Origin of the sequence: Methylobacterium indicum (assembly GCF_001043895.1) — a bacterium.
Lineage (GTDB): Bacteria > Pseudomonadota > Alphaproteobacteria > Rhizobiales > Beijerinckiaceae > Methylobacterium > Methylobacterium indicum.
In genome coordinates, this window is record NZ_JTHF01000072.1 from 44,000 (window position 1) to 67,525 (window position 23,526).

27 protein-coding genes are annotated in these 23,526 nt (G+C 70.3%); 16 read left to right on the forward strand and 11 right to left on the reverse strand.

Annotated elements, in window-relative coordinates:
* Positions 1–30: 30 nt before the first annotated feature.
* Both QR78_RS09225 and QR78_RS09230 read right to left on the reverse strand, forming a co-directional pair.
* Complete coding sequence (locus QR78_RS09225; protein ID WP_048427213.1) at positions 31–1,098, reverse strand: PAS domain-containing protein; 1,068 nt, start codon at positions 1,096–1,098, stop codon at positions 31–33.
* On the reverse strand, positions 1,095–2,072 hold the full coding sequence (locus QR78_RS09230; RefSeq protein ID WP_082171586.1) for a LysR family transcriptional regulator: 978 nt from the start codon (positions 2,070–2,072) through the stop codon (positions 1,095–1,097). The genes QR78_RS09225 and QR78_RS09230 overlap by 4 nt, the downstream gene beginning before the upstream one ends.
* A 135-nt stretch (positions 2,073–2,207) precedes the next feature.
* Here QR78_RS09230 and QR78_RS09235 point away from each other — a divergent pair, with 135 nt between their 5' ends.
* On the forward strand, positions 2,208–2,717 hold the full coding sequence (locus QR78_RS09235; protein ID WP_048427214.1) for a VOC family protein: 510 nt from the start codon (positions 2,208–2,210) through the stop codon (positions 2,715–2,717).
* Between the two features lie 98 nt (positions 2,718–2,815).
* Here QR78_RS09235 and QR78_RS09240 read toward each other — a convergent pair whose 3' ends face one another.
* A complete protein-coding gene (locus tag QR78_RS09240; RefSeq protein ID WP_048427215.1) occupies positions 2,816–3,076 on the reverse strand; it encodes a DUF3297 family protein in 261 nt (86 codons plus the stop codon).
* A gap of 231 nt (positions 3,077–3,307) precedes the next feature.
* On the opposite strand from QR78_RS09240, the gene QR78_RS36455 reads away from it, so the two are divergent.
* Together QR78_RS36455 and QR78_RS09245 are read left to right on the forward strand one after the other, a co-directional pair.
* Entirely contained in the window at positions 3,308–3,430 is a 123-nt protein-coding gene (locus tag QR78_RS36455) for a hypothetical protein (RefSeq protein ID WP_280140376.1), read from the forward strand.
* Positions 3,427–3,753 carry a hypothetical protein gene (locus QR78_RS09245; RefSeq protein ID WP_048427216.1) on the forward strand — a complete coding sequence of 109 codons (327 nt, stop codon included), beginning with the start codon at positions 3,427–3,429 and terminating at the stop codon, positions 3,751–3,753. The genes QR78_RS36455 and QR78_RS09245 overlap by 4 nt, the downstream gene beginning before the upstream one ends.
* 46 nt (positions 3,754–3,799) lie before the next feature.
* Here QR78_RS09245 and QR78_RS09250 read toward each other — a convergent pair whose 3' ends face one another.
* The 4 genes from QR78_RS09250 to QR78_RS09265 all read right to left on the reverse strand — a co-directional run bounded on the left by QR78_RS09250 (position 3,800) and on the right by QR78_RS09265 (position 6,891).
* Positions 3,800–4,183: a hypothetical protein gene (locus tag QR78_RS09250; protein WP_048427217.1), complete on the reverse strand. Its 384-nt coding sequence runs from the start codon at positions 4,181–4,183 to the stop codon at positions 3,800–3,802.
* Positions 4,183–5,751 (reverse strand): GMC family oxidoreductase, encoded by a 1,569-nt coding sequence (locus tag QR78_RS09255; RefSeq protein WP_048427218.1) that lies wholly within the window; start codon positions 5,749–5,751, stop codon positions 4,183–4,185. The genes QR78_RS09250 and QR78_RS09255 overlap by 1 nt, the downstream gene beginning before the upstream one ends.
* A 100-nt stretch (positions 5,752–5,851) precedes the next feature.
* Complete coding sequence (locus QR78_RS09260; protein ID WP_048427219.1) at positions 5,852–6,400, reverse strand: twin-arginine translocation signal domain-containing protein; 549 nt, start codon at positions 6,398–6,400, stop codon at positions 5,852–5,854.
* Positions 6,401–6,495: 95 nt separating this feature from the next.
* Positions 6,496–6,891: a VOC family protein gene (locus QR78_RS09265; protein WP_048427220.1), complete on the reverse strand. Its 396-nt coding sequence runs from the start codon at positions 6,889–6,891 to the stop codon at positions 6,496–6,498.
* 310 nt (positions 6,892–7,201) lie between these two features.
* On the opposite strand from QR78_RS09265, the gene QR78_RS09270 reads away from it, so the two are divergent.
* The 5 genes from QR78_RS09270 (at position 7,202) to QR78_RS09290 (ending at position 10,829) form a co-directional block, all read left to right on the forward strand.
* Complete coding sequence (locus QR78_RS09270; RefSeq protein WP_048427221.1) at positions 7,202–7,465, forward strand: hypothetical protein; 264 nt, start codon at positions 7,202–7,204, stop codon at positions 7,463–7,465.
* Positions 7,466–7,781: 316 nt separating this feature from the next.
* Positions 7,782–8,105 carry a hypothetical protein gene (locus QR78_RS09275; protein WP_048427222.1) on the forward strand — a complete coding sequence of 108 codons (324 nt, stop codon included), beginning with the start codon at positions 7,782–7,784 and terminating at the stop codon, positions 8,103–8,105.
* 175 nt (positions 8,106–8,280) lie between these two features.
* Positions 8,281–9,024, forward strand: coding sequence for a YidB family protein (locus tag QR78_RS09280; RefSeq protein WP_048427223.1), 744 nt, complete (start codon positions 8,281–8,283; stop codon positions 9,022–9,024).
* 69 nt (positions 9,025–9,093) lie between these two features.
* Positions 9,094–9,801, forward strand: coding sequence for a glutathione S-transferase (locus QR78_RS09285; RefSeq protein ID WP_048427224.1), 708 nt, complete (start codon positions 9,094–9,096; stop codon positions 9,799–9,801).
* A gap of 344 nt (positions 9,802–10,145) precedes the next feature.
* The gene (locus QR78_RS09290) at positions 10,146–10,829 is read left to right on the forward strand and encodes a response regulator transcription factor (RefSeq protein ID WP_048427225.1); all 684 of its coding nucleotides are present in this window, start codon (positions 10,146–10,148) and stop codon (positions 10,827–10,829) included.
* A gap of 126 nt (positions 10,830–10,955) precedes the next feature.
* Here QR78_RS09290 and QR78_RS09295 read toward each other — a convergent pair whose 3' ends face one another.
* Together QR78_RS09295 and QR78_RS09300 are read right to left on the reverse strand one after the other, a co-directional pair.
* Entirely contained in the window at positions 10,956–12,734 is a 1,779-nt protein-coding gene (locus QR78_RS09295; RefSeq protein ID WP_048427226.1) for a flagellin N-terminal helical domain-containing protein, read from the reverse strand.
* A 577-nt stretch (positions 12,735–13,311) separates the two neighbouring features.
* Complete coding sequence (locus QR78_RS09300) at positions 13,312–15,087, reverse strand: flagellin N-terminal helical domain-containing protein (RefSeq protein ID WP_048427227.1); 1,776 nt, start codon at positions 15,085–15,087, stop codon at positions 13,312–13,314.
* Between the two features lie 444 nt (positions 15,088–15,531).
* Between QR78_RS09300 and motA the strand changes: the two genes are divergently transcribed.
* From motA to QR78_RS09340, 8 genes are all read left to right on the forward strand, one after another.
* Positions 15,532–16,404 carry a flagellar motor stator protein MotA gene (gene motA, locus QR78_RS09305; RefSeq protein WP_048427228.1) on the forward strand — a complete coding sequence of 291 codons (873 nt, stop codon included), beginning with the start codon at positions 15,532–15,534 and terminating at the stop codon, positions 16,402–16,404.
* 67 nt (positions 16,405–16,471) lie between these two features.
* Entirely contained in the window at positions 16,472–17,410 is a 939-nt protein-coding gene (locus QR78_RS09310; RefSeq protein ID WP_048427229.1) for a flagellar motor switch protein FliM, read from the forward strand.
* A complete protein-coding gene (locus QR78_RS09315; protein WP_048427230.1) occupies positions 17,394–17,687 on the forward strand; it encodes a hypothetical protein in 294 nt (97 codons plus the stop codon). Before QR78_RS09310 ends, QR78_RS09315 begins: the two co-directional genes overlap by 17 nt.
* 93 nt (positions 17,688–17,780) lie before the next feature.
* The gene (fliN, locus tag QR78_RS09320; protein WP_048427231.1) at positions 17,781–18,137 is read left to right on the forward strand and encodes a flagellar motor switch protein FliN; all 357 of its coding nucleotides are present in this window, start codon (positions 17,781–17,783) and stop codon (positions 18,135–18,137) included.
* A 10-nt stretch (positions 18,138–18,147) separates the two neighbouring features.
* On the forward strand, positions 18,148–19,179 hold the full coding sequence (locus QR78_RS09325; RefSeq protein WP_048427232.1) for a flagellar motor switch protein FliG: 1,032 nt from the start codon (positions 18,148–18,150) through the stop codon (positions 19,177–19,179).
* Between the two features lie 20 nt (positions 19,180–19,199).
* Positions 19,200–20,264 carry a flagellar biosynthesis protein FlhB gene (gene flhB / locus QR78_RS09330; protein ID WP_048427233.1) on the forward strand — a complete coding sequence of 355 codons (1,065 nt, stop codon included), beginning with the start codon at positions 19,200–19,202 and terminating at the stop codon, positions 20,262–20,264.
* Positions 20,261–20,704, forward strand: a complete 444-nt coding sequence (locus tag QR78_RS09335) for a hypothetical protein (RefSeq protein WP_053220849.1) — start codon at positions 20,261–20,263, stop codon at positions 20,702–20,704. The genes flhB and QR78_RS09335 overlap by 4 nt, the downstream gene beginning before the upstream one ends.
* A gap of 480 nt (positions 20,705–21,184) precedes the next feature.
* A complete protein-coding gene (locus tag QR78_RS09340) occupies positions 21,185–21,904 on the forward strand; it encodes a response regulator transcription factor (protein WP_048427234.1) in 720 nt (239 codons plus the stop codon).
* A 59-nt stretch (positions 21,905–21,963) separates the two neighbouring features.
* Here QR78_RS09340 and QR78_RS09345 read toward each other — a convergent pair whose 3' ends face one another.
* Both QR78_RS09345 and fliK read right to left on the reverse strand, forming a co-directional pair.
* Entirely contained in the window at positions 21,964–22,557 is a 594-nt protein-coding gene (locus QR78_RS09345) for a transglycosylase SLT domain-containing protein (protein ID WP_089504166.1), read from the reverse strand.
* The coding region (gene fliK / locus QR78_RS09350; RefSeq protein WP_048427242.1) for a flagellar hook-length control protein FliK at positions 22,520–23,526 on the reverse strand (1,007 nt) is incomplete at its 5' end. The genes QR78_RS09345 and fliK, both read right to left, overlap by 38 nt.

Below are 23,526 nucleotides of genomic sequence, written 5' to 3' on the forward strand. Positions count from 1 at the left end.
AAGCCGTGCCGGGCCCGGAAAGAGCCCGGATCACCGCACCTTGACGACCGCCAGAGTATCCCCGTCGATGACCACGAAGCCGATGCCGGCCCGGCGCAGGGCGGCGACCGCGGCGTGGCGGCTGCGGGAGGCCGGCCCTTCGCCGCCCTCCTCCAGGCGCCGGACGGTGGAGAGGGACAGGCCGCTCGCCCCGGCGAGATCGGCCATCGACCAGCCGACGAGGCCCCGGGCGGCGCGCAGATGCGCGGCCTGCACCGCCTGTTCCAGGCCTTGCCGCACGATTCCGGACGGTACCGGCCGGGGCCCGTCGACCCGGCCGTTCAAGGTGGCCCAGGTCTCGATCCGCCCGTCATCGCCGCGGACCGGGACCGCAACGCTGCGGAACAGGCCGCGATCGCCACGCGCGAGGGCCAGGGTCTGCTCGACCGCGAAGGGACGCCCCGCGGCGAACCGCGCGCTGATCTCGTGGTCGGCCCTGGCACGCTCCTCGGGCGCGAAGATCAGTGTCCAGTTTTCCTGGAACGCCTGCTGGGTGACGCCGGTCAGGCTCATGATCTCCCAGGAGGCGACGCGAACCGGGCTCGCATTCGGCGCATTCGGCAGAGTATGGATCCACGTCTGCGTCTGGGCGAACAGCGCGCGCCGCCGCCGCTGGTTCTCGCGATGCGACGCCGCCAGGAACTCGGGCTCGGTCATGTCCAGCACCACGCCGGCCCCCGCGCGGGGTCGCCCCTCGGGCGTGACGTAGATCGTGCTGCGGCCGGTCAGGAGCCGGACCGCCCCGTCCGCCCGGATCACCCGGAAGGTGGAACCGGTGAAGACCCCCTCGCGCATCATCTGGGTGCCGGTCTCGAGCTGGGCTCGGTCGTCCGGATGCACGAAGCTCATGAACCGGTGATAGCCCGGTCGCACCGCACCCGGGGCGAGGCCGAGCAGGCGGAACAGCCCCGGTGACCAGGCGTACTCGTCGGTGACGAAATTCCAGGCCCAGGTCCCGGTCAGGCCATGCGCCTCGAGCAGCCGGAGGGCGTCGCCATCCGGGAAGGTCAGGATCCCGTGCGGGTCGTCCGGGGCGCCGTCCGGCTCGGTCCCGGTCATGCGACGGCTCCCTCGGCGCGATGCGGCGCGGGTGCCAGGGCCGGAATTGCGGCGGGCAGCGGCGCGTCGATCCCGAGCGGCGCGGGCAGGTCCCGGTCCCAGGGCGGGTCGGCGAAGCGGGCCGCCACGAACGCCACCAGGGCCCGGACCTTGGCGGGCGGGCGGCGGCGCGAGGGCATCACCGCGTGGATCGGCAGCGACGGGATCGGCCCGAGATCGAGCGCCACGAGGGCGCCGCGGCGCAGGGCGTCGGCGACCAGGAAGGTCGGCTGGTAGATCACCCCGAGCCCGGCGGCGGCCGCCGCCACCAGGGCGTCGCCGTTCGAGGCGCGCAGCGAGCCCTCGACCGCGACGGTACCGGCCTCGAAGCGCCAGCCGTCGCTGCTGGCGAGGGTGTAGCCGAGGCAGTTGTGATCGCTCAGGTCCTCCGGGCGGCGCGGCCGGCCCCGCGCCGCGAGGTAGGCGGGCGCCGCGCAGACGCGCATCCGGCACGGGGCGAGCGCCCGGGCGACGAGGCGCGAATCGCGCAGGTGGCCGATCCGGAGCGCCAGGTCCCATCCCTCCTCGATCAGGTCGACGGGCCGGTCGTTGAGGCCGAGCTCGACGGCGAGCGCCGGATGCGCGCGACCGAACTCGGCCAGCGCCGGGGCGACCTGCAGGACACCGAACGAGACCGGCACGTTGAGCCGCAGGGTGCCGCGGGGTTCCGCCGCCTCGGCGCCGGCCTCCGCCTCGGCCTCGTCGATCTCGCCGAGGATGCGCTCGCAGGCCTCGAGGTAGCGCCGGCCGGCCTCGGTCAGGGTCAGCCGGCGGGTCGAGCGGTGCAGGAGCCGGGCGCCGAGCCGCTCCTCCAGGGCGGCGACGTGCTTGGTGACGCCGCTCTGCGACAGGCCGAGCGCCCGCGCGGCGGCCGAGAAGCTGCCGGTCGCGGCGACGCGCACGAAGGTCTGCATGGCGGTGAGCCGGTCGAGCACGGGGCGATCTCACTCCGCGGGCGTGAGGTGAAACGACGGAATGCCGGATTCCACGGGGTTTGCAACCGAGGCAGTCTGCGGGGACCGCCGGGGCCGGGAGACGATGGCGCCGGCCCCGCAGCCGAGGAGGGCCGCATGACCACGCCGATCGCCACGACCGGGCCGATCGACCCGCAGACCCGCATCGGGCACGTCCACCTGCGGGTGGCCGACCTCGACCGGGCGCTCGGCTTCTATTGCGGGGTGCTCGGCTTCACCCTGATGCAGCGCTACGGCACCCAGGCCGCCTTCGTGTCGGCCGGCGGCTACCACCACCATATCGGGCTCAACACCTGGGACAGCGCCGGCGGATCGCCGCCGCCGCCCGGCAGCACCGGGCTCTACCACGTGGCGATCCTCTACCCGACCCGGGCGGCGCTCGCCGACGCGCTCATGCGCCTCGATGCCGCCGGGATTCCCCTCACCGGGGCGAGCGACCACGGCGTCAGCGAGGCGCTCTACCTCGACGATCCGGACCGCAACGGGGTGGAGCTCTATCGCGACCGCCCCGAGGCGGACTGGCCGCGGGACGAGGCGGGCGGCCTCAGGATGGTGACCCGCCGCCTCGACCTCGCGGACCTGCGGGCCGCGGGAACCCGGTCCTAGGCAGAGTTCGCCGAAGCGGTGACCGGTTCGGCGCCGAAAATCTGCGACACAACAAGACCCTAAGCGGGCGAAGCGTCGGCCTGCCAACGCAGGTCCGCTTAGGGCGCGTCGGTCCCGGCCTCCGGGCCGCGGAAATACGGCTCGACCGCGCCCTTGAGCTTCACCGTCATCGGGTTGCCGAAGCGGTCCTTGGCGTTGCCGGCGGCGAGGCGCACCCAGCCCTCGCTGACGCAATACTCCTCGACATTGGTCTTCTCGACGCCCTTGAAGCGCACGCCGACGCCGCGCTCCAGCAGGGCGGCGTCGTGGAAGGGGCTGCGCGGATCGGTGCTGAGGCGGTCGGGCGGGGTGTCGGACATCGGGCCGGTCTCCGGGATTCGGTCGGCGCCCCAGGTAGCCGCTCCCGCCGCCGCTGCCAATCCGCCCGGCGGCGCTTCCGGTCTTTGGAATTTTCATAATTCACAGATCAATATAGATGAGCATCACCAATGTAGAAGACCTCCAATATTTCATGATGATCTTGCGGTCGCGAATGTCTTGCTGCATTCAGGGCGCGCCGAACCCCGGCACGATCCGAGATGGAGGCCGCGATGGCGCGAGCGCTGATCCTGATTCACGGCTGTGCCGGACTGATCCGGGAGGGATGGCCCCCGGTCGGCCTGCCCTGGGAGCGGCTGGTCGTCCTCCTGAGCGAGGCCGAGGTCGTGCGATGAGCGCCCCCCGGTACGAGCGCCCGCGGGTCGAGGCCGAGCGGCGGTCGCAGGCGGCCCTGGAGCGCGCCCTCACCCTGGCCTTCTGGGACGCCCTGGAGCGTGGACCGCTGCCGCCGATGGCCGCGCTCGAAGCCGCGGCCCGCACGGTCGGCGCGCTCTACCGCCAGATCGCCTCCCTGCACGGCCCGGTGCCGCAATGCGGCTGCGGCTGGCAGCCCGAGCCGGACGAGGACCTGATCCGGCTCGAGGCGATGCTGGCGGCGGCCCTGATCGAGCGGTCGCGCCCGACGCTCCTCGACCTGCCGGTGCAGGGGCGGGCGTGACGCGGCACTGGAGCGTCGACCGACCGCGACGCGATCGGTCGGTGCCCTACCGGGGCGCCGTGCCGTCCGGGCGGTTCGACGGCATCCCGCCCGGGGCGTCCGGGTAGGCGGTGCTCGGCACGGGCCCGGCCTGGCCGACCGAGCTGCTCGGCGCGGATGTGCGGTTCGTGTCCGCCGCCCCCGAGGGCCCGGGCGCCGCCGGGCAAGGGCCGGGGCCCGGACAGGCGGCGTGATCGGTCGCGACCGAGCGGCCGTCCCGCTCGGCCGCCGGCTGGCCGCCGGGACTGTTCGGGTAGGCCGCGGCCCCGCCGGGCTGGCGTACGGGTGCGGCCGGGGTCGGCGAGCCCTGCGCGGCGGCGGCCCCGGCGAGGAGGCCGGCGGCCAGCAGCCCGAGGAGGGGCGGGGCGAGGCGGAGGGCGAGAGGGCGCATCAGATCTCCCGCCGCTGCATCGCGCCGGCGATATGGTCGGCCTGGCGCAAGGCCAGCGCCACGATCGTCAGGGTCGGGTTGCAGGCCGCGCCGCTGGTGAACTGGCTGCCGTCGGAGACGAACAGGTTCTTCACGTCGTGGGTCTGGCCGAACTTGTTGACGACGCCGTCCCGGGCCTTCGCACTCATCCGGTTGGTGCCCATGTTGTGGGTGCTCGGATAGGGCGTGACCGGATAGGTGACCGTGGCGCCCACCGCCTCGTAGATCGCCGCGCCCTGCTTGTAGGCGTGGTTGCGCATCGCGACGTCGTTGGGGTGATCGTCGAAATGCACGCTCGCCACCGGCATCCCGTGCTTGTCCTTGACCGAGGGGTCGAGGGTGATGCGGTTGGTCTCCTGCGGCAGGTCCTCGCCGACGAGCCACATCCCGGCCATGCGTGGATACTGCTCCATGGCGCTGGTGAAGGAGCGGCCCCAGGCGCCGGGATTGAGGAACGCCGCCATGAACGGCACGCCGAGCGAGACCGTCTCCATCTCGTAGCCGCCGGCGAAGCCGCGCTTCGGGTCGTGCCGGGCCTCGTCCCGGATGATGCCCGCCATGGTGGTGCCGCGGTACATGTGGACCGACTTCTCGAACACGCCGTAGACGCTGCCGGTCATGTGGCGCAGGTAGTTGCGGCCGACCTGGCCCGACGAGTTGGCGAGGCCGTCCGGAAAAAGCGACGAGGCGCTGTTGAGGAGCAGCCGCGGGCTCTCGATCGAGTTGCCGGCCACCGCGACGATGCGGGCCTTCTGCCGCTGCAGCTTGCCGTCGGCATCGGCGTAGACCACGCCCGTCACCTTGCCCGAGGCATCGTGCTCGATGCGGATCGCCATGCAGTTCGGGCGGACCTCCAGGTTGCCGGTCTCCTCGCCGCGGGGGATCTCGGCGATCAGGGTCGACCACTTCGCGCCGGACTTGCAGCCCTGGAAGCAGAAGCCGATCTGCTGGCAGGAGCCGCGGTCGTGCCGCTCCTGGCTGTTGATCGCCATCCGGCCGGTATGGACCTCCTTGTAGCCGAGGCGGCGGGCGCCGGCCTCCATCACCTTGAAGTTGTTGTTGCCCGGCAGGCCCGGGATGCCGTTGGTGCGGGTCACGCCCATCCGGTCCTCGGCCTTCTCGTACCAGGGGTCGAGCTCGGCCCGGGTAATCGGCCAGTCGAGGAGGTTGGCGCCGGGGATCGCGCCGTAATGGTCGCGGATGCGGAACTCGTGCTCCTCGAAGCGCAGGGACGCGCCGGCCCAGTGCACCGTCGAGCCGCCCACCGCCTTGACGATCCAGGCCGGCAGGTTGGGGAAGTCCCGCGCCACCCGCCACGAGCCCGAGGTGGTGCGCATGTCGGTCCAGGCGAGCTGGGCGAAGCTCGCCCATTCGTCGTTGACGAAGTCCTCCATGTTGTGGCGGGCGCCGGCTTCCAGGATGACGGTGCGGATGCCCTTCAGCGCCAGCTCGGTGCCGAGCGTGCCGCCGCCGGCGCCCGAGCCGACGATGACGACGAGCCCGTCGTCGTTCAGGTCGAATGTGGCCATGGTTTCCTCCGGCCCGCGCGGCCCGGTCGCGGCCGATCCGGCGCGGCGTTCGTTGATTGTTCTTTGGTTGACGCTCACTCTATCGGCAGGCGCAGGCCGATCAGACCTTCGGCAGCCAGTCGATGTCGTTGAAGCCGCGGTTGATGTAGCCGCCCTTGTCGGCGGACGAGCCCTCGTAGCCGAATTTCGGCCACAGCTCGGGCTGGTTGTAGAGCGAGACGACGAGGTCGGACCGGATCTTCTTGAAGAAGTCGGTGTGGCTGATCCCCTCGAGGATGACGACGCGGTCGGCCTCCCAGCCGATCTGCGCGTAGGCGACCTTGTGGCGGGCCTGCGCGTCCTCGTCGAGGCGGCGCACGCCTTGGGTCAGCAGCGTCTTCACCGCGGGGTCGGCGGCGGCCTTGCCGTCCCAGGGCTTGATCGCCGTGATGTAGTAGACGTCGCCGAGGAAGTCGTGCGGGTAGATGTCCCGCGCCATCTTCACCAGGGTCTTCAGCTCGGCCGGCGCCAGGGCGGCGCCGTTCTCGGCCCAGGCCTCCGAGACCTGGAGCCCGGCGCCGGTGGCGAGCGCCGCGGCCGGTGCGGCGACGGCGGCGGTCTGCAGGAAGCCGCGGCGGCTGAACCGCACGCGCGGATCGACTTCTCTCATCGGGTGTCTCCTCGGGATCGTTTCTTGGTGGGTCTTGCCGAAGGCCGGGCCGGGGTCGCGTCTTCGCGCGCTTCCCGGCCCGGCCCGTCGGGGCCTCAGGCGAAGCGGCCGCCCTTCTGGATCACCTCGATCTTGTAGCCGTCGGGATCGGTGGCGAAGAAGAAGCGGGCCAGCGTCTTGCCCTGGTGCTGGAAGTCCTTGACCGGGGTCGCGGGCAGCCCTGCCTCGGTGAAGCGGGCATGCTCGGCATCGACGTCGTCGACCACCACCGCGAGATGGCCGTAGCCGTTGCCGAGATCGTAGGGCTCGGTGCGGTCGAAGTTGACGGTGAGTTCCAGCTCGAACGGCGACGAGGGGTGACGCAGGTAGACGAGCGCGAAACCGTCGAAACCGATGCGCTCGGCGAGCTCCAGGCCGAAGGCGCGGGCGTAGTAGGCGCGGGAGCGCTCCTCGTCGAGGACGCGGATCATCGAGTGGACGGGCTTGGCCATCGGCAGCGGAAACCTCGTGTGATGGGGGCGCCGCGCGCGGCCGCCCGGGTGTCGGCCCTTAGACTAGCTCCAGGGAAGCGGACCGGGTGGTAGCGGGATGTGACGCCCCGCGCCGCGCCGGCCCGGCGAAACCGCCGCGCTCCCGCAGCGGAACGGCCGCGCGACCCACGTCCAGAACGCGATATTTGTTCCGCCGCGTCGCGTGCGCGGCGGCACATCGCGCCGGCATGTCGCCACCTATATTCCAATCATCGTAAGAGAGCGGGTCGCCAGGACCGGCTTTCATCACACCGAACAAGGAAGACAACGAATGAAGACCCGCATTGCCGCCGTCGTGACTGCCCTCGTTCTTGGCGTTGCCCCGATCTCCTCCGCCATGGCGTTCGGCCCGAACGCCCCGGCCCATCCGTTCTGGACGCAGGACGTCGAGACCACCGGCTCGATCGGCTCGGCCAACGACAGCGTGCCCTTCTACGGTGCCTGCCCGATGAGCTCGGCCGCCGAAGGCAACGCCAAGCAGCAGAACTTCCCGGTCAAGCAGTACGGCCAGACCTCGGGCGGCTACCGCTGCTGAGGACGTCCGCCGGGCGGGACATCGGCGGATTCCGGATGGACCGACACGAAATTCGAGGGAGTCGAGAATGAGTGACATGAAGCTTCTGCGCGCGGTCTCCTACGGCATGATCGGCGTCCTGACCGGCGGCCTCGCGATGACCGCCTTCGGCACGGCTAGCGCCTTGATGAACATGTGACCGCGAACGAGGACCGCCCCCGAGGGCGGTCCTCTTTTTCGCGAACGGGCCGGGGATCGGCCGAGCCCGGAACCGCGGCGATTCCGAGACGATTCCTCACCCGAACGTCCCGATCCAGGCGCCCCGCCGGAGACAGCCATGCCCCCGCTCGCCCGCCTCGCCTCCGTCCTTCTCCTCCTCGCCGCCGGCACCGTGCCGGCGTTCGCGATCTCCGATCGGCGCGACCAGCCGACCCAGGCCGACCTCCCTCGTAACGACTTGCCTCATGCCGACCCGCCCGACGGCACGCGCGCCGGGGGCTCCGGCGTCGCGCCGCCCCAGGCACTCAAGCCCGAGACGCAGGTGACGCCGTCACAAGCGCCCCCCGGCGGCACGCCGGCGCGGACCAACCCCCTCGACAAGCTCGACCCCAAGGACCGGCGCGCCACCGGCGGCGGCGACGGCTCCGGCGACCGGCGCTAGAGCATTTTCCGACGAAGTGGATGCCGGTTCGTCGAAGAAAATGCGGCAAAACAAAGACTTAGAGAGCTTCGCGATTGCAACGCGATCGTGAAGCGCACTAGCCCCCTCCCGGAAGGCAACCGAGGCGGCACAGCGTGGTTAACCCCGGCGCGGCACGCGCGAGGGGGAGGCACCCATGGGTCTGCTCGACCAGGTCATCGGTTCCGTGCTCGGCAACGTCCTCGGGGGCGGGAGCCGGCACGAGGAGAGAGGTGGCGGCTCGGGGGCGATGTCGCCCCTCGTGAAGGCGCTGCTGATGCTGCTCGCCGCCAAGGCGATGAACGGCGGCTTCGGCGACATCTTCGGCGGCGGGCGCCGGCCGGTCCCGCAGGCCGGGCCGGAGGACGGCTACGCCCCCGATCCGCATGGCTACGGCGCGCCCGAGCCCCGGGACGAAGGCCGGAGCCGGCGCGGCGAGGATCCGAACAATCCCTATTCCGATCTCGCCGGCATGCTCGACGGCCCGGGCGGCGGCACCGCATCCCCCTCCCCGACGGGTGGCGGCGTCCAGAATCCCTTCGACCAGAACTCCTTCGGTCAAGGCGCCGGCGACCAGGGCGCCGGCCCGTATTCCCGCCTCGACCGTGAGCAGCCCGACGATGCGGGTGGCGGCGGTCTCGACCAGCTGATCGACCGCTTCCGCCGCGGCGGCCTGGGCGACGTGATCGAATCCTGGATCGGCCCCGGCCACAACCGGTCGATCGAGCCGCGCCAGCTCGCCCAGGCGCTCGGGCCCGACACGGTCGACACCCTGAGCCGCCAGACCGGCCTCGGCCGCGACGACCTGCTGGCGCAGCTCGCCCAGGTGCTGCCGGGGGTGATCGACGGCCTGACGCCCCAGGGCCGGCGCCCGAACCACGACGAGATGCGCGGCTGGTGAGACGCCGAGGGTGATCCGCTCGGCGCCCGGCACCGCCCGGGCGCCCGACATCGTCGAGGGAGTGCTGCGATGGCCTACGAGCTCCACTACTGGCCGTGCATCCAGGGCCGGGGCGAGTTCGTCCGGCTGGCGCTCGAGGAGGCGGGGGCGGATTACCGCGACATCACCCGCGAGGACGGCATCGACGACATGATGGCGGGCCTCGACGCCCCGCCCCGCCCGGCCTTTGCGCCGCCATACCTGCGCGACGGCGATCTCGTGGTCGGCCAGACCGCCGCGATCCTGCACTATCTCGGGCCGCGCCTCGGTCTCGTCGGCGAGAGCGAGGCGGACCGGATCTGGACCCACCAGATCCAGCTCACCATCGCGGATGCGGTGGCGGAAGCGCATGACAGCCACCACCCGATCGCCTCCTCGCTCACTTACGCGGACCAGACGCGAGAGGCGGCACGGCGGTCCGCGGATTTTCGTGACGAGCGCATTCCCAAATTCCTCGGCTGGCTCGAACGGGTGCTAGCCGCCAACCCCTTCGGCCCGCGCCACCTCGTCGGCAACCGCCTGAGCTACGCCGACCTGTCCCTGTTCCAGCTCGTCGAAGGCCTGGCCTACGCCTTTCCGCAGGCGACCGAGCGGGCGCTCGCCGCGACCCCGAAGGTCGTTGCCCTCCACCGGCTCGTCGCCGCGCGCCCGCGCATCGCCGCCTATCTGGCGAGCGATCGACGCCTGGCCTTCAGCGAGGACGGAATCTTTCGGCGCTACCCCGAACTCGACGGCTGAGCGCCGGACAGCTGTCGCTCCCCCGCCACAGGTGGCGATGACACCCTGCCTCATCGCAACGCATTGATTTTCAACGATTTCCCGAGCCGGTCGTGGCCTGGCCGCAACACGTTGTGTCCGCAAGTGAACAGCTTGTGGGTGAGCTTAACAGAAAATTAACCATTTCGGGGCGATAGACGCCTTAACAAATCATTCACGAGTTGGCGCCCGCAAGGCGCAAGCCGGATCATCTCGCGGCTCTCCGCGAAGATCTCGGAAATATCCAGACAATTCGACGACAATCAAGCTCGCGCCTTGACTGGCTGCGGGGTGAGACAAGTCGTCAAGATATCTTGGGGGCTGGCGTGTACATCGTGGTCGACGAGCGGGAAAGCGTGGCCGCACAGTACGTTCAGGGCTTCGGCGCCGAGGGCGTGGCGGCCCGGGGGCTGGACGTGAGCGACATCCAGACCTGGATCGATGCGACGCCGCCCCAGGACCTGGAAGCGATCCAGGGCTTCGTCATCGGCGATTGCGCGGACCGCACGGCCTTCACCGCGGCCCTGCGCGGCCTGTCCCGCGCTCCGATCATCGCCCTCAACGAGACCCGCTCGCTCGAACAGACCCTGGCGCTGTTCACCGCCGGCATCGACGACGTGGTGCGCAAGCCCGTCCATGTCCGCGAGATCATCGCCCGGGCCGGCGCGATCCGCCGCCGGACCAACCGCGCCGACAGCCGGCCGGCGAGCACCCCGGACAAGAGCGGCCGCCTCACCGTCCATACCGACGGACGCGACCCGGAGATCGACGGCCAGAGCCTGCTGCTGCCGCGCCGCGAGCGCGACATCCTCGATTACCTCGCCCGCAACCGCGGCCGGCCGGTGACCAAGGGCCAGATCTTCAAGGCGGTCTACGGCGACCTCGACGCGGCGGTCGACGAGAGCGTGGTCGAGGGCCACATCAGCAAGCTGCGCAAGAAGCTGCGGATGCGGCTGGGCTACGACCCGATCGAGGCCAAGCGTCTCGCCGGCTACACCTTCGTCGGCTGATCCCGCGTCGGCTGATCCCGCCTCCCCTGAAATGCCGAAGAGCCGCCCGCGACCCTGACGGTCGCGGGCGGCTTGTCTCGTTCAGGGACGGTCGTGGCGGTCCCCGGGGGGACCGCCCTCCCCCGCTTAGCGGAAGAGCGAAAGGACGTTCTGGCTCGCCGAGTTGGCGATCGAGAGCGCCTGCACCGCCAGCTGCTGCTGGGTCTGCAGCGCCTTCAGCTTGGTCGACTCTTCTTCCACGTCCGCGTCCACCAGGATGCCGATGGTGCGGTCGTTGGCCTTCATCAGCGTGTCGACGAAGGTCTTCTGGCCGTCGATCTGCGTCTTGTTGGCGCCGAGCTTCGTGCCCGCATCCGTCACGCTGGCGATCGCCTTGTCGACCATGTTCAGGATGCTGGCGACGTCGGCGTCGCCGGCCGAGCCGACCAGGGTCGAGATGTTGAAGTTCGCCACCGAGTAGGCGCCGGCCGTGATGGCGGTGTAGGTGCCGGAGGTGGTATCGAGGATGCCCTTGCCGGTGGTGGTGGTGGAGGCCGTGCCGGCGCCCGCCGCCGCGTTGGTGCCGGAGGCCGTCTGGCCGGCGGTGAAGCCGAAGCTCGTCACGTCCGCGCCGTTCGCCGTCACCGACGAGTTGGTGCCGGCGCCCGTCGTCGTCAGCACGAGCTTGCCGCCCACGAAGCTGGCGCTGGCCGTGCTGCCGGCCGCCTTCAGCTGGATGTTGATCAGCTGCGCCGCGTCCGCCCCGTTCAGCGTCGCGGCGCCCGAGGACACTGCCGAGCCGGCATTGGTGTAGGCCGCGGCGTTCAGCGTCACGGTCACCGCACCGCTGCCGGTGCCGTCGTCGACGGTCAGGACCTTGGTGTTGGCGCCCGAGATGTTGAGGGCCGAGTAGGCCGTGCCGGCGGTGAGCGACGGCGCGTTCGAGATCGCGCCGAAGCCGATATCGGCGGCGACGAACTTCGTGGCGTCGGTCAGGTTGGCGACGCCGATCTTGAGCGTCGCACCGGTGCCGGTGCCGACGGTGGCGAAGGTCAGGCGGCCGGCGGTGTCGAGGCCGGCGGTGACCTTGCCGCCGAGCTTGGCGGTGCCGGAGGCCGCGATCTGGTTGTTGATCGCCGACAGGAGCTCGTCGGTGGTCACCTTGCTCAGGTCCTTGGCGGTGGACTTGAGGGTGTCCTTGTCGAGCTGGATCGCCGCGCTGGCGCCGCCGCCGAGATCGATGACGAAGTTGATCTGCTTGGTCTGGCCGGCGGTCGGGGTGGCGAAGTCGGCGGTGCCGCCCGAGAAGGCGCCGGTGCCGGTGAGCGAGGTCGAGCCGACGACCTGGGCCGCGGTGGCGGGCTTGGTCACCGTCGTGCCGGCGTTGCGGTCGTAGAGCTTGATCGACGCGACGTCGACGTTGACCATCGAGAAGGTGATGGTGCCGTCCGAGGCGCGGGCGAAGCCGGCCACGACCTTCTGGGTCGCCTGGTAGTTGGTGTTGGACGGGCTCGAATCGACCGAGAGCCAGTTCTGGCCGCTGGCGTTCGAGGAGTCGGCGGTAGCCTTCATCTTCGACTGGATGGCCGAGATCTCGGTCTGGACCTTGGCGCGGTCGACGCCCGGGGTCAGGGCGCTCTGCAGCTTGCCGCGGATGTTCTGCAGGTCGGTGATGATCGAGTTCAGGCCGTTATAGGCGGTGTCGACCGACGACGAGCCGAGGCCGAGCGAGTCCTTGACCGCCGAGAGCGAGGCGTTGTCGGTGCGCACGGTGGTGGCGATCGACCAGTAGGCGGCGTTGTCGGACGCGGCCGAGACGCGCTGGCCGGTCGAGACGCGGTTGCTCGTCATGTCGAGCTGGGTGTTGATCGACTTGAGGGTCGTCAGCGCCGTCATCGCGGCGTTGTTGGTCAGCAGGCTGGTCACGGATCTGTCTTCCGGGCTGAGAATGGAGGAGAGTTCGACTCACCGGGCTTGCACCGATGCGACCTGTCGGCCGGTCGAGGGACCGAGGCGGTCCTTCGACGACCGGGACGGACCTGCGGGGATCCCTCCGTCGCGCAATCACACCTCCGGACTCGCACCGGATCAGCGGACCGACATCATGTCCTTGGGTCTCACCGGAGGCCCATCCGCTGGATTGTTGCCGGCAGCGCCCCGTGTGTTGCCGGTGGCGCCGCTCGATAGGGTGATAATGGCTTGATAGGCTTACGAAGCGATTAACCAAAGACGCAACGCGTTGTCCCGACGAGGCGAGCTTTGGGCCAGCAACGATCTGTGGATACGTCGTACAGAGATCCATCCATCCTGCCGTCGGGCGGGGTGACGTAGAAAATATCTTAACCAATGCCTTGGCGGGAGCGCCGCCGGGAGACGGATACCATCCACGCCGACGCCTGACCGCGTCCATTCCCCAACGCGAGAAGGGCCGCGCTCGACCCGAGCGCGGCCCTTCCCGTTCGATCCGGTACCGGCGGTCCCCGGGGGGACCGCCCTCCCCCTCTTAGCGGAAGAGCGAGAGGACGTTCTGGCTCGACGAGTTGGCGATCGAGAGCGCCTGAACCGCCAGCTGCTGCTGGGTCTGCAGCGCCTTCAGCTTGGTCGACTCTTCTTCCACGTCCGCGTCCACCAGCACGCCGATGGTGCGGTCGTTGGCCTTCATCAGCGTGTCGACGAAGGTCTTCTGGCCGTCGATCTGCGTCTTGTTGGCGCCGAGCTTCGTGCCCGCATCCGTCACGCTGGCGATCGCCTTGTCGACCATGTTCAGGATGCTCTGCACGTCGGCATCGCCGTTCGAGCCGACGAGGTTCGAGATGTTGAAGTTCGCCACCGAGTAGGCGCCGGCGCCGAACGAGGCGTTGTAGTTGCCGGCGGTGGTGTCGAGGATGCCCTTGGCGGTGGTGGTGGTGGAGGCCGTACCGGCGCCCGCCGCCGCGTTGGTGCCGGAGGCCGTCTGGCCGGCGGTGAAGCCGTAGAGGGCGTCAGGCGCGGTGACCGTCACCGACGAGTTGGTGTCGGCACCCGAGGTCGTCAGGCTGAGCTTGCCGCCCGCGAAGCTGGCGCTCGCGGTGTTGCCGGCCGCCTTGAGGGCGATGTTGATCAGGGTCGCCGCGTCCGCGCCGCTCAGCGTCGCCTTGGCCGAGCTCACCGCCGAACCGGCGGCGTCGTAGGCCGCGGAGCTGAGCGTGACGGTCGTCGTGGTGGTGCCGTCGTTGATGGTGATCGCCCGGGTGTTGGCGCCCGAGATGTCGAACGCCGCCGAGTAGTTGCTCGCCGCCGTCAGCATCGGGGCGTTCGAGGTCGCACCGAAGCCGATATCGGCGGCGGCGAACTTCGTGGCGTCGGTCGGGTTGGCGACGCCGACCTTGATCGTGGCGGTGGTGCCGGTGCCGACGGTGGTGAAGGTCAGGCGGCCGGCGGAGTCGAGGCCGGCGGTGACCTTGCCGCCGAGCTTGGCGGTGCCGGAGGCCGAGATCTGGTTGTTGATCGCCGCCAGCAGCTCGTCGGTGGTGACCTTGGTCAGGTCCTTGGCGGTGGACTTGAGGGTGTCCTTGTCGAGCTGGATCGTGGCAACGGAGGTGCCGCCGAGATCGACGACCAGGTTGACCTGCTGGGTCTTGCCGGCGGTCGCGGTGGCGAAGTCGGCGGTGCCGCCCGAGAAGGCGCCGGTGCCGGTCAGCGAGGTCGAGCCGACGACGAGCGCCGCGGTGGCGGGCTTCGTCACCGTCGAGCCGGCGTTCTTGTCGTAGAGCTTGATGCCGTTCACGTCGACGTTGACCATCGAGAAGTTGATGGTGCCGTCCGAGGCGCGGGAGAAGCCGGCCACGACCTTCTGGGTCGCCTGGTAGTTGGTGTTGGTGGCGGTCGAGTCGACCGAGAGCCAGTTCTGGCCGCTCGAGTTCGAGGAGTCGGCGGTGGCCTTCATCTTCGACTGGATGGCCGAGATCTCGGTCTGGACCTTGGCGCGGTCGACGCCCGGGGTCATCGCGCTCTGCAGCTTGCCGCGGATGTTCTGCAGGTCGGTGATGATCGAGTTCAGGCCGTTATAGGCGGTGTCGACCGACGACGAGCCGAGGCCGAGCGAGTCCTTGACCGCCGAGAGCGAGGCGTTGTCGGTGCGCACCGAGGTCGCGATCGACCAGTAGGCGGCGTTGTCGGACGCGGCCGAGACGCGCTGGCCGGTCGAGACGCGGTTGCTGGTCGTATCGAGCTGACTGTTGATCGACTTGAGGGTCGTCAGGGCAGTCATCGCGGCGTTGTTGGTCAGCAGGCTGGTCACGGCGATGATTCCGGTCTTGCGCGTGGGCGGGAATGTGGGATGGTTTCCGGGCTCGCACCGGGGCAGAGAATGGTCTTGTGCCCGCTGTCGCGAAGCACAGATCCGTCTGCGCACTCATACACATCCGGCTTCTCACCGGGGTCAGCGGTTCGACATCATGTCTTGAGCTTGTAAAAGCCCATCCGCTGCGCCTGCCGCGGCGGCCTTAGTTGGCCCCGCCGACAGGAGGGACTATCGCGATTCCCGCCTTATCAAGCGATTAAGCCGGCCCGAGCAGGCCGGGAAGCCTGGGGATACCCGGGATAACACCTGCATAACGCGCGGAGGAATCGGGGAGAATCCCGCTGGCCGGCCCCGGGACGGAGGGCCGGTCGCGCCTCGAAAAAGCCCCGCGCAAGCCACCGGCCCTAGACCCGTCGCCGTCAAGACGGAGCGTTGCGGGACATGGGAATCCTCGTCGGCCTGCTCATTGCCATCGGCTGCATGCTCGGCGGCTTCGTGGCCATGGGCGGCCACCTGATCGTGATCTGGCAGCCCTGGGAGTTCGTCATCATCGGCGGCATGGCGGCCGGTACCTTCGTGATCGCCAACCCGATGAAGACGGTGGTCGATTCCGGCAAGGCGACCATGGAGGCGTTCAGCGGCAAGGGCCCGAAGCGCAAGGACTTCCTGTCGCTGCTCGGCCTGATCCACGCCCTCCTGCGCGAGATCAAGACCAAGCCGCGCAACGAGGTCGAGACCCACTTCGACGATCCGGCGAATTCCGAGATCTTCAAGAACTATCCGGACGTGACCAAGGACCAGGGCCTGGTCCTGTTCATCTGCGACTATTGCCGGCTGATCCTGATCGGCGGCGCCCGCTCGCACGAGATCGAGGCGCTGATGGAGGAGGAGATCGGCACGCACAAGAAGTACGCGCTGAAGCCCTACGCGGCGATCAACACGGTGGCGGAGGCGCTGCCGGCGCTCGGCATCGTCGCGGCGGTGCTCGGCATCGTGAAGGCGATGGGCGCCCTCGACCAGTCGCCCCAGATCCTCGGCGGCCTGATCGGCGCGGCGCTGGTCGGCACCTTCTTCGGGGTGTTCGCCTCCTACGGCGTGCTGGCGCCGCTCGCCATCAAGGTGAAGGGCGTGCGCGAGAAGCAGTGCTCGGTCTACACCATCGTGAAGCAGAGCCTGATCGCCTACATGAACGGCGCCCTGCCCCAGGTGGCGATCGAGCACGGCCGCAAGGGCATCGCCGCCGCCGACCGCCCGACCATCGACGAGGTCGAGGCCGCCACCGTGCCGGGCGCCCAGAACCGCGAGGCGGCGTGACCGCCTCGCGACGCGGCCCGACCCCGACCATCCGCGCAGCGGCCTGAGGGCCGGGACACCGCCAGCCATGGACCCGACGATCCTCAAGAACCCCGCCGACATCCGCGCCCGCATCCAGGAGGCCGCCGGCCTCTCCCTGGACCGGCTGCCGATGCTGCAGCTGATCTTCGACCGCCTGGCCACCGCCTGCGGCGACGGCCTCAAGCACCTCGCCGCCTCCTCGATCCTCTACTCGCTCAGCGGGGTCGAGAGCGGGCGCTTCGGCGAGTTCCTCGACGTCTACGATTCGAACGCGGTGGTGGGCATCTTCCAGGCCCCGGCCTGGGACGGCCACATCCTGGTCGGCTTCGACCGCGACTTCATCTTCACGATGGTCGAGGTGCTGTTCGGGGCCGACGGCTCGGAGCAGCCGGTCGACGACGAGCGCGCCTTCTCGGCGATCGAGCTGCGCATCGCCCAGATGATCCTCGAGCAGGTCGGCCGGGCGCTCGAATCCTCCTTCGGCCTCGTCTCGAAGACCGCGTTCACCCTCGAGCGCACCGAGACCCGGATGGAGTTCGCGGTGATCGGCCGGCGCAGCAACAAGGCGATCCAGGCCAAGTTCCTGCTCCAGGCGCTCAACCGCGGCGGCGAGATGTTCATCATCATCCCGCAATCGGTGCTCAACCCGCTGCGGCCGAGCCTCGCCAAGGTGCTCACCGGCGAGACCAGCACCCGCCGCGACCCGCGCTGGACGAGCCAGATCGCTGCCGAGGTGCAGAAGACCACGGTCCACCTGCGGGCCGTGCTCGAGGAACGCCACCTGAGCCTCGGCGAGATCGCCGGGCTCAAGGTCGGCCAGGTGATCGCCCTCGACGCCACCCCGGCGACCCGGATCAAGCTCGAAGGCAACGACAAGCCGCTGTTCTGGTGCCATGCCGGGCAGTCCCAAGGCGCCTACGTCCTGCGGATCGACGAGGCCATCAATCAGGACAAGGAAGGGGCGGAGCATGGTGTCGCTGGTTGACGGGGTGCTGCTCGCCGCCCTGGTGGGCACCACGGCCTGCGTGCTGCCGCTCTACCTGAAGCTCAAGCGCCTCGACCGCGCCCAGGCCGAGTACGGCCGGGCGGTCGCGGCCTCGGGCCATGCGCTGGCCACCGCGGGCGAGGCGGTGCGCAACTTCACCGGCGAGGGCCGCGAGGTGCTGGAAGCCCTGAGCGCCAAGATCGAGGAGGCGAAGGCGACCCTCGAGGCCCTCGAGGCCGGCCGCCGCGCCGCAATCCGGGCCGAAGGCGGGCGCTGAGCTTCCGGCGGGATGGCGCCGCCGCCCGCAAGCCTCGGATCAGCTTGACCACTTAGGACTGTCACGGACTTCAGGATTTCACGCGAGCCCGCGATGAGCACGAGCCCCTTCCCCGATGCCGGCGCCGGCGCCGCCTTCCCGAGCCAGGGCACCCCGCAGCCGGGCGTCCCGGTGGGCGAGGACCCGCGCAACCTCGACTCGATCCTGCGCATCCCGGTCCTGGTGCAGGTGGTGCTCGGCTCGGCCACCATGCCGGTCGCCAACCTGATGAAGCTCGGCCGCGGCGCCATCGTGGCCCTCGACCACCGGGTCGGCGAGCCGGTCGACATCATGGTCAACGGCCGGGTGATCGCGCGCGGCGAGATCGTCATCGTCGAGGAGGACAATTCCCGCTTCGGCGTCTCGCTGACCGAGGTGGTCGGCCCGGCCGACGCTGCGCAGAACGGCTGATCGCGTGAACATGGCGGCCTCCCCTCCGGCCCTGCGCGGCGCCTCCCGGCAGCTCGCGCCCGTCGATCAGGTCGCGACCCTGCTCCTGGCGATGGGCAAGCCCGCGGCGGGACGGCTGCTGAAGTATTTCGAGCCGGACGAGATCAAGCGGATCACCCACTCGGCCTCGCGGCTCGGGGCGGTGAGCCCCGACCAGGTCGACACCGTGATCGAGCACTTCGCCGAGGAGTTCGCCGGCGGGGCGAGCCTCGTCGGTACGGTGCAGGAGGTCGAGAAGCTCCTCACCGGCCTGATCCCGGCCGACCAGCTCGCCGACATCCTGGCCGAGGTGCGCGGCAACGCCAACCGCTCGGTCTGGGAGCGGATGGCCACGGTGTCCGAGAGCGTGCTGGCGAGCTACCTCGTCAAGGAGCACCCGCAGACCGCCGCCCTGATCCTGTCCCGGGTCAAGCCCGCCGTCGCCGCCAAGGTGATGGGGCACCTGCCGCTGCCGGTGCGCAACACCGTGATGCGCCGGATGCTGAGCTTCAAGCCGGTGACCGACGACGTCATGCAGGCCATCGAGCGCGCCCTGCACGAGGATTTCCTGATCAACGGGTCGCGCAATTCCGGCGCCGACACCCACGCCAAGATGGCCGACATCATCAACAAGATGGACCGCCAGCAGATGGACGAGGCGCTCACCAGCCTCTCCGACACGCGGCCGAAATCGGTCGAGATCCTCAAGGGCCTGCTCTTCACCTTCGACGACATCGTCAAGCTGGCGCCGCGCGCGCGCACCACCCTGTTCGACGCGGTGCCCAACGACCGGCTGGTGCTGGCGCTCAAGGGCACCGAGGCGGAGTTCCGCACGGTGGTGCTCAGCGCGCTGTCGGCCCGCGTGCGCCGCATGGTCGAGCACGAGCTCAACGGCGGCGATCCGGCGGCCCAGCGCGACGTGATGGAGGCGCGGCGCAGCATCACCGACCTTGCCATGGACATGGCGGGCCGCGGCGAGATCGAGATCAACCCGGGAGGCGAGGATGAAGCCCTCATCCGCTGAGCACGCCCGGGGCCTGACCGATGTCTGACGAGACCGACCAGGAAAGCAAGACCGAGGCCGCCACCGAGCGGAAGGTGCGCGATGCGATCGAGAAGGGCGACGTCCCGTTCTCCCGCGAGGCGCCGGTCTTCGCCTCGATCCTCGGTCTCCTGGTCTCCCTGAGCCTCGTGGTGCGGGACCGGGCCGCCGAGCTCGCCCGCGACCTCGCGTCCTTCCTCGACCATCCGGGCGGGTTCGCCCTCGGCAGCGCCGAGGACGCCCTGACCCTGATGCACGCCACCGGGTTCGCGCTTGCCCGGTTCCTGACGCCGATCCTCCTCGTGCTGATCGGCTTCGGGCTCGTCGCCTCCCTCGCCCAGAACGTCCCGAGCCTCGTCTCCGACCGGATCGCCCCGAAATGGAACCGCGTCTCCCCGGCCTCGGGCTGGAGCCGGATCTTCGGCCGCTCCGGCCAGGTCGAGTTCCTGAAAGCCGTCCTTAAAGTCTCCTCGGTCAGTCTCGTCGTCCTCCTGCTCCTGCGCTCGGAACAGGGCAAAGCCGTGAGTGCCATGTTCGTCGACCCGAGCCAGCTTCCCGAGCTGATCCTGACGACCGCGATCCGCCTGGTCTCGGCCGTCAGCATCGCCACCATCGTGATCGTCGCGGGCGATCTCGTCTGGGCGCGCCTGCGCTGGCAGCGCTCGCTCAAGATGTCGCGCCAGGAGATCAAGGACGAGCACAAGCAGGTCGAGGGCGACCCGACCGTGAAGGCGCGCCTGCGCTCGCTCGCCCAGGATCGCACCCGCAAGCGCATGCTCGGCCAGGTCGACCGCGCCACCGTGGTCATCGCCAACCCGACCCACTTCGCGATCGCGCTCCGCTACGAGCCCTCCGAGGGGCCGGCGCCGGTCGTGCTCGCCAAGGGCCAGGACCTCATCGCCCTGCGCATCCGCGAGATCGCCGAGCAGAAGGGCATCCCGGTGATCGAAGACAAGCCTCTGGCAAGGTCGCTGTACGATGCTGTCCAGGTCGACCAGATGATTCCGGCGGAATTTTATCGCGCGGTCGCGCAGATCCTGTTCTTCCTGTTCGCGAGACAACGATGATCCCTCACGACCACGATCTCGCACAGGCCCGGACGATGCCCGGCGACGTGATCGCGGCGGCCGAGGAGGTCTTCGCGACGGCGATCCGCGACTTCATCACCGAGTTCTGCCTGCTCGACGGCAGCGTGCTGATCGGCTGGGTGCGGGGCGAGCGCCATGGCAACATCGCCGAGCTCGTCGCCTCCTCGGCCGAGCTGTTCTTCAAGGACGCCACCCTGACCTACGCCGACGCCGCCGACGTCAGCCTCGACTGGGGCCGCTCGATGAAGGTGGTCCTCGACATGGAGTTCGCGGCGAAATCCGTAACGGTGTTCTTCAAGCTCGTCCTCGACGGCTGCTTCGTCGGCGTCGCGATCCAGCGCATCCTGGCCGAGGACGCCCCGCCCCTGCGCCTCGACGCCTTCGCCCGCGCCCTCTCGGATGCCCGGCTCTCCGCCTGAGCCGCTGCGAACACCCTCCCCTCGACGATCGGGCGCGGGCGTCTCCTGTCCACGGGAGACGCCCGCGCCCGATTGCTTTCCTGGACGGCCGCCCGCCGGTGCGGGTGATTCGGCGGATCGCCGCCCGCGCGCCGAGCGGCCCTGCGCCGGCTCGCTCGCCTCGACATCGGTTGTGGCAGCGATTGCGCTACCTGCGGTGGAGCTAACCGCCGCCTAACGCGTCCGCATGCACACACCCCCGGCCAATTCTTAAAAAAGACCTGCGAAGCGGGCTTGCTGCGGCGCAGCAATCATTGACCGGCCGCGTCGGCCGGGACATGAATTCGGTCGGGACAACTCGGAGATCGCAGGATTTCGGAACGGCGCGCGCATATCGGGCGCACCGTGGCCGCAGGTTCCGCACCGAGAGAACAAGACAGAGCACAGATCGAGGCGCGGTATCGCTGCGGCACTCGGGCGGGCTCGATGAGGGTACGACAGATGTATTTCTTGGTCGATGCCAGGAAATCGGTGAATGCGGGCTTCAAGGCCGGGTTCGACAGAGAAGGCGTGTCGTCCTTTTCGCTGTCGCCGGAGGAGTTCACGAGCTGGATCGAGTCGGCGTCCCGCAGCGACCTCGACGCGGTCCAGGGCTTCCTGCTCGGCGACTTCGACGAGCGCGCCCGCTGCGCGAGCGCGATCCGTCGCCAGTCCCGCGCCCCGATCATCGCGCTGGCCGATTCGCGGTCGCTGGAGCAGACCCTCGTCCTGTTCGATGCCGGCATCGACGACGTGCTGCCCAAGCCCGTCCACGTCCGCGAGATCCTGGCCCGGGCGGAGGCGATCTGGCGCCGGGTCAACGGTGCGACGGAGGCGGCTCCCGACGGCGTCGGCGCCCCTGCCGCCGATCCGGAGGGTGCGAGCCCGCCCCGCCCGGAGCGCCTCCGGGTGTTCTTCGACGGACGCGACCCGGAGATCGACGGCGTGCCCGTCTCGCTGCCGCGGCGGGAGCGGCACATCCTCGAATTCCTGGTGCGCAACCGGGGCCGGCGGGTGACCAAGACCCAGCTCTTCAACGGCGTCTACGGCGTCTACAGCGACGGCGTCGAGGAGAGCGTGGTCGAGGGCCACGTCAGCAAGCTGCGCAAGAAGCTGGCGCATCTCCTCGGCCACGACCCGATCGAGGCCAAGCGCTACATCGGCTACACCTACGTCGGCTGACGGCCCCCGGGGCGGGGCCCGATGGCCCCGACCCTGGATCGCGCCCGCGCGGCGCCGGCTCACCGGCAGAACGTCTTCGCCCCCGGGGTCCACTGGCCGAAACCGGAGGCGACCATGTTGGCGATCACCCGGCAGACATACTGCTTCTGCGCCGGATTGTTGTTCGGGCCGGCGTGATAGCGTGCGACCGCCAGGGTCCAGCTGCCCTCCCGGGCCTTCAGCTCCTTCAGGAACACCGTCGCGTATTCGACGTTCTGGCGCGGGTCGATCATCGCCTCGAGCGAGGTGAACTTCGCCCGGTGATAGTGGTGGTTGATCTGCATGCAGCCGAGATCGACCAGGCGCACGCCGCTGGCCTGCGCCTCGCCCAGGCGCCGGATCACGTCGGCGGCGCTCGACCCGAAATAGGCCTTGCCGGCGATATTCATGGCGTAGGGCTGGAGCGAGCCGCGGTTGCCGCTCTCGGTCAGCCCGACGGCGTACAGCATGCCGAGCGGCACGCCGTGGCGCGCGGCCGCCGCCGCCATCTGCTGCTCGCAGACGTTGCCGGTCGCCGGCAGGGGGGCCTTGGCGGCGCCGGAGACCGTGGCAGCGGCGTGCGCGGCCGCCACGGTGCTAAAGGTAAAGGCCGCCGCGATCGCCGCTCTGCGCATCATCTCTCTGCTCCATGGTCCGGCGCCCGCCTTCCTCGGGCGCGTCGGGGGTGCGGCGGGCCGGCTGGTCCGGGCTCGCGCCGCCCTGCTGCTGGCCGCCGGCGGTGAAGGACGGCCCGCCCGCCTGTGCGCCGCTCTGGCCGCCCTGCGGCGGCGCGTCGCCGGGCACGCGCCCGGACTGCACGGTGACGAGGTCGGGCTGGTAGCCGGCCTCGCGCACGAGGGCCGTCAGGAGGCCGCCGTCGCGGCGCAGGAGCTCGGCCGTTTCCTCGCGCTCGGCACGCAGGGTCATCTCGAGGCGGCCGTCCTGGAGGCGCATCCGCACCTGGACCTGCCCGAGTTCGGCGGGACGCAATTGCAGCGTCAGGAGCCGCACCGGCCCCTCCGCCTGGGCGGCGGCACTCCAGGCCGCCGCGACCGCGCCGGCCCGGACCGAGGCGGAATCCGGCAGCGCGGCGGCCCCCGTCGCCACCGCGTCGGCGATCTGGCGCAGGGTCGTGTGCGGCAGCGCCGCGGGGGCCGACGGTGTCGCGAGGGAGGCGGGCGCGCCGGCCGCCGGCTGGGCCGGGCCGTCGTTTCGCCAGTCGCCGGAGGCGGCCGTGATCCGCACCTCGGCCTGCCTCGCCTCGATGGTCCGGGTTTCGGCCGTCCTGGTGTCGGCGATCCGGGTCTCGGCCGGTCTCGCCTCCGTCGCCGATCGGGCCGCGCGCGGGGGCTCCTCCACGGCGGGAGGCTTGGCTTGCGCCGACGCATCGGCCTCGGGCGCGGGTTTCACGCCCGGCACCGGCTCGGGGCCGGGCGCCGGGTCGGCGGAGCCGGCACCGGCCTGCACCGGGGGAGCCGCGCTCGGCGGCATGGCGGCGGGAGCCGGATGGCCGGAGACGGATCCGGCTGCGGGAGCGGCGGGCATCGGGCTGGTGGGGGCCGGCGCCGGTCCGGGTTTGGCCTCGACGGCGACGGGGCGATCGG